This window comes from Streptomyces sp. N35 (assembly GCF_016464295.1).
Lineage (GTDB): Bacteria > Actinomycetota > Actinomycetes > Streptomycetales > Streptomycetaceae > Streptomyces.
This window is the reverse complement of record NZ_JAEIMH010000021.1, coordinates 98,530-107,480: the sequence shown is the minus strand read 5'-3', so window position 1 is coordinate 107,480 and position 8,951 is coordinate 98,530. Positions and strand designations below refer to the sequence as shown.

9 protein-coding genes are annotated in these 8,951 nt (G+C 71.1%); 4 read left to right on the top strand and 5 right to left on the bottom strand.

Features of this window, described 5'->3' with window-relative positions; all coding sequences use genetic code 11:
* On the bottom strand, positions 1 to 928 hold a 928-nt coding region (locus JAO81_RS14385; RefSeq protein ID WP_199548231.1), incomplete at its 3' end, for a 4-hydroxybenzoate 3-monooxygenase.
* Positions 929 to 1,134: 206 nt separating this feature from the next.
* On the opposite strand from JAO81_RS14385, the gene JAO81_RS14380 reads away from it, so the two are divergent.
* A complete protein-coding gene (locus JAO81_RS14380; protein ID WP_307813357.1) occupies positions 1,135 to 2,787 on the top strand; it encodes an IclR family transcriptional regulator C-terminal domain-containing protein in 1,653 nt (550 codons plus the stop codon).
* 14 nt (positions 2,788 to 2,801) lie between these two features.
* Here JAO81_RS14380 and JAO81_RS14375 read toward each other — a convergent pair whose 3' ends face one another.
* The 4 genes from JAO81_RS14375 to JAO81_RS14360 form a co-directional block, all read right to left on the bottom strand.
* On the bottom strand, positions 2,802 to 3,269 hold the full coding sequence (locus JAO81_RS14375; protein WP_199548229.1) for a MarR family winged helix-turn-helix transcriptional regulator: 468 nt from the start codon (positions 3,267 to 3,269) through the stop codon (positions 2,802 to 2,804).
* A gap of 20 nt (positions 3,270 to 3,289) precedes the next feature.
* Positions 3,290 to 4,351 carry an alkene reductase gene (locus JAO81_RS14370; RefSeq protein WP_199548228.1) on the bottom strand — a complete coding sequence of 354 codons (1,062 nt, stop codon included), beginning with the start codon at positions 4,349 to 4,351 and terminating at the stop codon, positions 3,290 to 3,292.
* A 129-nt stretch (positions 4,352 to 4,480) separates the two neighbouring features.
* The gene (locus JAO81_RS14365; protein ID WP_199548227.1) at positions 4,481 to 5,386 is read right to left on the bottom strand and encodes an NADP-dependent oxidoreductase; all 906 of its coding nucleotides are present in this window, start codon (positions 5,384 to 5,386) and stop codon (positions 4,481 to 4,483) included.
* Positions 5,387 to 5,566: 180 nt separating this feature from the next.
* The gene (locus tag JAO81_RS14360; RefSeq protein ID WP_199548226.1) at positions 5,567 to 6,028 is read right to left on the bottom strand and encodes a MarR family winged helix-turn-helix transcriptional regulator; all 462 of its coding nucleotides are present in this window, start codon (positions 6,026 to 6,028) and stop codon (positions 5,567 to 5,569) included.
* A gap of 222 nt (positions 6,029 to 6,250) precedes the next feature.
* On the opposite strand from JAO81_RS14360, the gene JAO81_RS14355 reads away from it, so the two are divergent.
* The 3 genes from JAO81_RS14355 to JAO81_RS14345 are packed head-to-tail and all read left to right on the top strand — an operon-like array spanning position 6,251 to position 8,885.
* On the top strand, positions 6,251 to 7,030 hold the full coding sequence (locus JAO81_RS14355; RefSeq protein ID WP_199548225.1) for a CoA transferase subunit A: 780 nt from the start codon (positions 6,251 to 6,253) through the stop codon (positions 7,028 to 7,030).
* Complete coding sequence (locus JAO81_RS14350; RefSeq protein ID WP_199548224.1) at positions 7,027 to 7,680, top strand: CoA transferase subunit B; 654 nt, start codon at positions 7,027 to 7,029, stop codon at positions 7,678 to 7,680. Before JAO81_RS14355 ends, JAO81_RS14350 begins: the two co-directional genes overlap by 4 nt.
* Positions 7,677 to 8,885 (top strand): thiolase family protein, encoded by a 1,209-nt coding sequence (locus JAO81_RS14345; RefSeq protein WP_199548223.1) that lies wholly within the window; start codon positions 7,677 to 7,679, stop codon positions 8,883 to 8,885. The genes JAO81_RS14350 and JAO81_RS14345 overlap by 4 nt, the downstream gene beginning before the upstream one ends.
* Positions 8,886 to 8,951: the final 66 nt, after the last annotated feature.

Sequence of the window (8,951 nt, the reverse complement as noted above, 5' to 3'; positions counted from 1 at the left end):
CCCAGGCGAGGACCCCCCCGTCTGCCGCGGCGAGGTTGAGGCCTTTGGCGCCGGTCGGCGGCACGATGTGCGCGGCGCCGCCGGCCAGGAACAGCCGGCCGAAGCGCATCGGCTCGGTGACCGAACTGCGCATCGGCAGCACCGACTTCTGTGTGACGGGCCCGCGGACCAGCGGGGTGCCGCGTCCGAAGCGGTGGTCGAGCTCGTCCCAGATGCGCTCGTCGGACCAGCTCGCGGGGTCCGTTCCGTTGGGCACCTGGAGATACAGCCTGCTGACCTGCGGCGAGCGCATGCTCGCCAGAGCGAAGCCCCGGTCCGAGTGCGCGTAAATCAACTCGTCGTAGTCGGGCGCCGCGTCGGCCAGGATACCCAGCCAGGAGTACGGATAGACGCGTTCGTACGTGGTGGCCGCCCCGTCCGGGACCGCGTGCCGTGACACTCCGTGGAAGCCGTCGCAGCCCACCACGTAGTCACAGGTGAGGGTCTGTTCGCGGCCCTCGTGGGTGTAGCGGATGACGGGACGGTCGCCGTCGATGCCTTCCACGGCGTGCACCTCGGCCTCGAAGTGCAGCGGACCGCCTTCCGCGAGCTGGAGGGCTATGAGGTCCTTGACCACCTCGGTCTGCGCGTACACCGTGACGCGCCGTCCGCCGGTCAGCCCCGGGAAGTCCACGCGGTGACCGCGGCCGGCGAAGCGGAGCTCGATGCCGTCGTGCACCAGCCCCTCGGCGTCCAGGCGCTTGCCCGCACCGCAGGCGCGCAGCGCATCGACCGTCGACTGTTCGAGGATCCCGGCCCGTTGGCGCTGCTCGACATAGGCGCGGTCCCGGCTCTCCAGGACGACACTGGCGATGCCCGCCTGGTGCAGCAGACGGGCGAGCAGCAGGCCGGAGGGGCCGCCGCCGATGATGCCGACGGTGGTGTGCACAGCGTCTCCTCGTCTTCGAGAGCGGTCCCGCTTGATGCCGAGCGGTGGACCCCCGCCCCCATTGTTCGTATAGTGAAGGTTCTTTCACTCAAGCGTCGGCCTGAGTCTGCGCGCCTTGTCGTGGCATGTCAACGGCCGTGGCGACCTTGCGCAGCACGCGAGACAGATGCGACAGACGAGTTACGCGAGACAGGCCAGGAGAGTCCGTGCCACCCCTCACCACAGCCCCGCCCGCGGAGGCCGTCACACCCCTGATCCGCGGGATCGCCGTACTGCGGGCGCTGACCGACGCCCATGGTCCGCTCACCCTGAGCGACCTGGAGCGTGCGACGGGTCTGGCGCGGTCGACGGTGGACCGGATCGCGGCAACGCTCGCGCGTATGGCGTACGTACGGCTCGACGGGCGCACCGTCACGCTCGCCCCGCGCCTGATGGAACTGGGCAACGCGTATCTGGGGGCGCTGCAACTGCCCGACCTGCTCGGGACGTTCGCCGACCGGCTGGCCGACGAGCTCGACGAGTCGGTGTCGCTCGCGGTGCGCGACGAGGACGGGATCCGTTTCATCCACCAGGCGACGCGGCGGCGGGCTATGTCGCTGAGCTTCCGTATCGGCGATCTGGTGCCCGCGGAACGCACCGCGCCGGGACCGCTGTTCGCCGCTGACTGGTCCGAGGCGGACTGGGCGCGGTGGCGGGCTCGCCGGGCGTCCGATCCGGGCGACGGCGGCTTCACCGCGCTCCCGTCACGTGAAGTGCCGGTGGGCGATGAGGAGTTCGTACGCGCCACGCAGAGCGCACGGAGGAACGGGTACGCGCTGGACGATCAGCTGATCGAGCCCGGCCTCGTCGCGCTCGCCATGCCCGTGCGGGACGCTGCAGGGGTCCCGGCCTGTGTGGTGAGCGTGGTGAGCCACACCAGCCGGCACAGCGCGCGATCCCTGCGCAAGGAGATGCTGCCGCGCCTGCGGAAGGCCGTGGCCGCGATGGAGGGCGAACTCCGCGCCGCGGTCCCCCCGGACGGACCGCCGCGACCCGCCGCGCTCGCGGCCTGGACGGGTGCGTCCAAGCAGGAGCTGGGCCGGGAGTTCATCGAGTCGCTCGCGCGCGGACTGACCGTCCTGACCGCCTTCGGCGCGACGCGGCCCGAGCCGACGCTCAGCGCGGTCGCCGAGGCCACCGGTCTTGCGCGGGCCACCGCGCGAAGGGCACTGATCACCCTGGAGCACCTGGGCTACGTGACGTCGTACGAGCGCACGTTCCGCCTGACGCCGCGGGTCCTCGGGCTCGGCTTCCCGCTCCTGTCGCGCACCTCGCTGCCCGAGATCGCCAAGACCCATCTGGCCGCGCTCGCCAAGCAGGTGCACGATTCGGCCTCGCTCGCGGTGTTCGCGGGCGAGGACATCCAGTACGTGGCGCGCATCGCGACCAGCCGCATCATGAGCGTCAACATCACGGTGGGGACGCGTTTCCCCGCGTATGCGACCTCGATGGGGCGGGTGCTCCTGGCGGATCTCCCCCAAGGCGAGCGCACCGCACGCCTGGAGCGGATCACACCCGAGGCGCTCACCCCGCGCACGGTCACGGACCGCACACGGCTGGGCGACGTACTCGACCGGACCGCGCGCCGTGGTTACGCCCTGGTGGACGAGGAGTTGGAGGAGGGGCTCCGCTCCATCGCGGTACCGGTACGCGACGGAGCGGGCCGCACGGTGGCCGCGGTGAACGTGGCGATGCACAGCTCGCGGCGCACGGTCACCCAGTGCCGCACCGACGTACTGCCGCTGCTGCGGGAGACGGCGCGGCGGATCGAGGCGGAGCTGCACATCGCCGGACGGTTCGCGCGGATTCCGGTGGCCTGAGGCCGCGTCCGGAGTCAGTCGGACTGCGGCGCCCCGCCGGCGATCGCCTCGGTGATGACGTGGGCCGTACGCACGAAGTCCTCCGCCTGCCGCGCCGACAGATCCCGCGCGGAGGACTCCTCCAGGGTCTGCCACAGGGCCGCGATCGGTGCGCGCAGGGCGCGCCCCTTGTCGGTGAGGTGCACGACCATCACCCGCCGGTCGTGTGGGGCCGGCTCACGGACAAGCAGTCCCGCGTCCTGCATCCGGCGCAGGGACTTGGAGACGGTGGAGTGGTCGAGGCCGACACATTCCAGCAGCTCGGACTGACTCCGGCCGTCCCGGTCCAGCAACTGCATCAACAGCAGTTCCTGTCCGGGATGCAGGTCCATCTCCCTCAGCAGGACGGCGGCTCGGGCGCGGTGGGCACGGGCGAGCTGGAAGATCGCGTAGCTCATCGGACCGCCGCGGGCCGTCGAGGGGATGTCGGGCAGGTCGGGCATCGGGGCGGTCCTTCAGTTCGTCAGCCGGTGTACGCGGGGTAGTCGGTGTAGCCGGCCACCCCGCCGCCGTAGAAGGTAGCCGGGTCCGGAGTGTTCAGCGGCGCGCCGGCGCGGAGCCGTTGGACCAGGTCCGGGTTGGCGAGCGCGAGGGCGCCGACGGCGACCAGGTCGGCCGTGCCATTGTCGATGTCCTTGGCGCGGGTGGGTACATCGGCCCCGGCACGGTTCAGGACCAGTGTGCCCGGCCACTGTGCGCGCACGGTGTCGAGGTGCGCCTCGTCCCCCAGGTGCAACACGTGGAGGTAGGCCAGGTCCAGCGGGCGCAGTGCCTCCAGGAGCGCGGCATACAGCTCGGCGGTGTCGGACTCCTCCATGTCGTTGTACGTGTTGCCGGGAGAGATGCGGAAACCGGTGCGCTCCGGGCCGATCTCGTCGGCCACTGCGGCGGCGACCTCGACGGCGAAGCGGATACGGCCCTCGATCGAACCGCCGTAGCCGTCGGTGCGCCGGTTGGTGTGGTCGGACAGGAACTGGTGCACCAGGTAGCCGTTGGCGCCGTGGATCTCCACCCCGTCCGCGCCCGCCTCGATGGCGGCCGCCGCGGCGCGCCGGAAGTCCCGGACTGTCTCCGCGACTTCCTGTGTCGACAGGGCACGGGGTTCGGGCATCTCCTGGGGACCGGTCGCGGTGAACATCCGGCCCGCCGGGCGGATGGCGGAGGGTGCGACCGGCTGACGGCCGTGCGGGGTGTTGTCCGGGTGGGAGATCCGTCCGACGTGCATCAGCTGGATGACGACCCGGCCGCCGGCCGCGTGCACGACGTCGGTGACCTTGCGCCACCCGGCGATCTGCGCCTCGTCGTGGAGGCCGGGCGTCAGGAGGTAGCCCTGGCCGTCGGCCGAGGGCTGGGTCCCCTCGGTGATGATCAGCGCGTGCGAGGCCCGCTGAGCGTAGTACTCGGCGTTCAGCTCCGTCGGCACGCCTTCCGGCGTGGAGCGGTCACGGGTCATGGGGGCCATGACGAGACGGTGGGGCAGGGACATTCCGCCGAGGGCGGTGGGCGTCCACAGGGAATTCAGCATGCGTGATCCTTCGATACGGCGGCGACCGGCCGGCCACCGCACAACGGAGAAAGGGGGCAGGTGCGCTCAGCCCACATGGGAAAGGGGGCGGGCGCGCTCAGCACAAATGAGAAAAGGGGGCGGGTGTGCTCAGCCGACGGTCAGGACGAGCTTGCCGCGCACGTGGCCGGCGTCGCTGACCTGCTGGGCCTTGGCCGCCTGGTCGAGCGGGTAGGCGGTGACGGCGGTGGAGAGCCTGCCGGCAGCGGCGTCCTGGGCCACGGCGGCCAGGCTTGCGCGCGAGGCCTGCGGAGGGCCTTGGGAGAAGGTGATGCCGAGCTGGGGCGCGCGGAAGTCGGCGATGGTGACGATGCGTTCGGTGCCGCCCCGCAAAGTGAGTGAGTCCTCGAGGGCACCCTTGCCGGCCAGGTCGAACACCGCGTCCACGCCCTCGGGGGCCAGCGCCCGCACCCGCTCGACCAGGCCCTCGCCGTACACGGTCGCGGTGGCGCCGAGCGAGATGAGGTAGTCCTGGTTGGAGGGGCTCGCGGTGGCGATCACGCGTGCCCCGCGCGCCGTGGCGAGCTGAACCGCCAGGGTGCCGACCGCACCGGAGGCGCCGTGCATCAGCACGGTTTCTCCCGCGGCGAGACCGAGCAGATCCAGGACCCGCCCGGCCGTCTCACTGGCCACCGGCAGCGCGGCCGCATCCTGCCACGCCAGGCCGGCGGGCTTGGGGGCCACGAGGGTGGCAAGGGCGTATTCGGCGTAGGCGCCGGTGTCAGACCAGCCGAGCACTTCGTCGCCGACCCGCACGTCGGTCACGCCCTCACCCAGCGCGTCCACCACGCCGGCCAGCTCGCCACCCGGAACGGCCGGGAAGGTCGTCGGGTAGAGCGCCTCCAGCATTCCCGAGCGCTTCTTGCCGTCCAGGGCGTTGACCCCGGCAGCTTTCACGCGGACCCGGACCTGCCCGGGGCCGGGGCTCGGCACCTCGACGTCCGTTTGGTGCAGGACTTCCGGGCCGCCGAACCGGTCGAAAACAATTGCCTTCACGATGACTCACAGCCTCTCTGCCGCCACATACGTGGCTGGCCACATATTCAACGTAACAGGAACCATGTGGCTAGCCAAGTAATTCCCGCGGGCCGAACCGGGCGGCGTCGGACACACAAGGCCGCACCTGCGTCAGGCCCGCACGGCCGCCTCCGCGTCACGTCCGCAAAGCCGCCCGCGTCAGGCCCGCACGGCCGCCCGTTCCGGGCTGCGCAGTTCCTCCGCCGCGTCCGAGACGCGCTGCAGCATGTCGAGGAACACGGTCTGTTCCGCGTCCGACAGCGGTGAGAGGAAGACGTGGTTCATCCGGGCGGTGCGGACCGTGAGCTTGCGGTGCAGGGTGGCACCCTCGCCGGTGAGCCGGAGCAGATAGCGGCGCCCGTCCTGCGCGTCGCGCACCTTCTCGATCAGACCCCGCCGGCCGAGCCGGCTGACCACTTCGGCGACGGTGGAGCGGTCCAGGCCCACCCGCTCCCCCACCGTGCGCTGATCGAGGCCCGGTTCGGCCATCAGCGCGTTGAGGACTCCGTACTGAGGGGAGGTGGTCTCCTCCGAGACCATCGTGGTCCACAGCAGATAGTGAGCCTGCTGGAGCCGGCGGGCCAGATGCCCCGGGTGGGTGGTCAGATCCACGGCCGCCATCAGTCAACTCCCGACGGTTGTTCGTTGGTGCACTGAACAATACTCACGCACAGCACACTCAGGGGCGGAGTCGCCCCCTTCAATTGACCTGACGGTTCCTGGACTTCTTGACGCCATCCACCTCGAGTGCCAGCATGACCGCCCAGAAGATATTAGTCAGTGCACTGAGTAATTCGGTCGGGACCGCCGCTGGGACAGGCGGCCGGCAGGAGGGTTCTCGTCATGGACAAGGTGGTCGCCACCGCCCAGGAGGCAGTGGCCGACGCGACCGACGGAGCCACATTCGCCGTCGGCGGGTTCGGGCTGAGCGGCGTGCCGAACGTGTTGATCCAGGCGCTCTACGAGCGCGGGGTCGGCGAACTCGGAGTCGTCTCCAACACCGGCGGCGCGATGGACTCAGGGCTCGGGGTACTGCTGCCCGCGGGCCGGACCGCGCGGGCCACGGGGTCCTACATCGGCGGGAACAAGGAGTTCGCCCGCCAGTACCTCGGCGGCGAGCTGGAGCTCGAGCTGATCCCGCAGGGCACGCTGGCCGAGCGGCTGCGGGCGGGCGGTGCCGGCATCCCCGCGTTCTACACCCCGGCCGGAGTGGGCACCCAGGTCGCCGACGGCGGACTGCCGTGGCGGTACGACGGGGAGGGCGGTGTCGCACTCGCCTCCCCGCCCAAGGAGGTACGGGAGTTCGACGGCGTCGAGTACGTCTTGGAGCGCGGCATCCGCACCGACTTCGCGCTGGTGCGCGCGGCCCGGGGCGACCGGCACGGGAATCTCGTCTTCAACAAGTCGAGCCGCAACTTCAACCCCCTGGCCGCGATGGCCGGCCGGATCACCATCGCCGAGGTCGAGGAGCTGGTCGAGCCCGGCGGGATCGATCCCGATCATGTGCATCTGCCCGGGATCTTCGTGCAGCGCGTGCTCGCCCTGACCCCGGAGCAGGCCGCCGACAAGGGCATCGAGCAGCGCACGGTCACCGTGCCCGCGCAGGCCGAGGAGACTCGATGAGCTGGTCACGGGAACAGATCGCGGCGCGTGCCGCACACGAACTCGAGGACGGCAGCTATGTGAACCTCGGGATCGGGCTGCCGACACTGATCCCGAATCATCTGCCGCCGGGCGTCGAGGTGATCCTGGAGTCCGAGAACGGGATCCTCGGGACCGGTCCGTATCCGCTCGAAGACGAGGTCGATCCGGACCTCATCAACGCCGGCAAAGAGACGGTCACCGTCCTGCCGGGCGCCTCGTTCTTCGACTCCGCGCTGTCCTTCGGCATGATCCGCGGCGGACACATCGACGCCGCGGTCCTCGGGGCCATGCAGGTCTCGGCCCGCGGGGACCTCGCCAACTGGGCGGTGCCCGGCAAGCTGATCACGGGGATCGGCGGGGCGATGGACCTGGTGCACGGCGCCCGCCGCGTGATCGTCGTGATGACGCACACCGCCAAGGACGGCACCCCGAAGATCGTGGACGAGTGCTCGCTCCCGCTGACCGGCCGCGGCTGCGTCGACCGGATCATCACCGATCTCGGCGTACTCGACGTAGTGCCGGACGGGCTGCTCCTGGTGGAGACTGCGCCGGGGGTCTCCGTGGACGAGGTGGTTGCCGCGACCGGTGCCCCGCTGGCCATCGCTGACACTGTGGGGAGCAAGGCATGAACACGCGCGATGTGTACATCGTGGACGCCGTCCGGACGCCGATCGGCCGCTACAACGGGGCGCTCGCGAGCGTACGGCCCGACGATCTGGCCGCGCACGCGGTACGGGAACTGATCGGCCGCTCCCCAGAGTTGGACCCCTCCCGTATCGACGACGTGTACTTCGGCAACGCCAACGGCGCCGGCGAGGAGAACCGCAACGTGGCCCGGATGGCCGGGCTGCTCGCCGGCCTGCCGACGTCGGTGCCCGGAGTGACGGTCAACCGGCTGTGCGCCTCGGGTCTCGAGGCCGTGATCCAGGCCGCGCGCGCCATCGCACTGGGCGACGCGTCGATCGCGCTCGCGGGCGGCGTCGAGTCGATGACCCGCGCCCCGTATGTCCTGCCGAAGAGCGACCGGGCCTTCCCCGCCGGACACACCGAGATGTTCTCCACCACGCTCGGCTGGCGCATGGTGAACCCGCGAATGGCTCCCGAGTGGACCATTGCGCTCGGCGAGTCCGCGGAGCTGATCGCGGACAAGCACCGCATCACCCGCGAGCAGCAGGACGCCTTCGCCCTCGCCTCGCACGAGAAGGCCGCGGCGGCCTGGAAGAACGGCCTGTTCGACGCCGAGGTGGCGCCCGTGCCGGTGCCTCAGCGCAAGGGCGAGCCGGTCGCGTACGGGCGTGACGAGTGCGTACGCGAGAACGCGTCGATCGAGGCGATGGCGAAGCTGAAGCCGTCGTTCCGCAAGGACGGGGGGACGGTCACCGCGGGCAACGCCTCGCCGCTCAACGACGGTGCGGCGGCGCTGCTGCTCACCGACGAGGAGGGTCTGCGGGCCATCGGACGCGAGCCGCTCGCGCGGATCTCGGCGACCGGGGTCGCGGCGGTCGACCCGCAGTACTTCGGGCTCGCACCGGTCCCCGCCGTGGAGCGGGCGCTGGCCAAGGTGGGCAAGTCCTTCGCCGATGTCGACACCCTCGAACTGAACGAGGCCTTCGCCGCTCAGGTGCTCGGGTGCGTGGCCGAGTGGCCCGAGTTCGACCCGGCGGTCCTCAACCCGCAGGGCGGCGCCATCGCGCTCGGCCATCCGCTCGGCGCCTCCGGTGCACGCCTGGCCGGCACCGTGGCCCATCAACTGGCCCGCCGCGGCAGCGGAGTCGGCGTGGCGACGCTGTGCATCGGAGTCGGCCAAGGCCTCGCCCTGGTCCTCGAACGCTGACCGCACGGGGGCCGGGTCGGCCCCGGCCCCCGTCTGCTTACGTCCACCCCGTCATCGGAGCAACCC

Coding starts and splice junctions, on each gene's coding strand:
- JAO81_RS14375 (WP_199548229.1), bottom strand. CDS start 3,269: ATGCCCGACCTGCCCGACATCCCCTCGACGGCCCGCGGCGGTCCGATG.
- JAO81_RS14370 (WP_199548228.1), bottom strand. CDS start 4,351: ATGCTGAATTCCCTGTGGACGCCCACCGCCCTCGGCGGAATGTCCCTG.
- JAO81_RS14360 (WP_199548226.1), bottom strand. CDS start 6,028: ATGGCGGCCGTGGATCTGACCACCCACCCGGGGCATCTGGCCCGCCGG.
- JAO81_RS14345 (WP_199548223.1), top strand. CDS start 7,677: ATGAACACGCGCGATGTGTACATCGTGGACGCCGTCCGGACGCCGATC.
- JAO81_RS14350 (WP_199548224.1), top strand. CDS start 7,027: ATGAGCTGGTCACGGGAACAGATCGCGGCGCGTGCCGCACACGAACTC.
- JAO81_RS14355 (WP_199548225.1), top strand. CDS start 6,251: ATGGACAAGGTGGTCGCCACCGCCCAGGAGGCAGTGGCCGACGCGACC.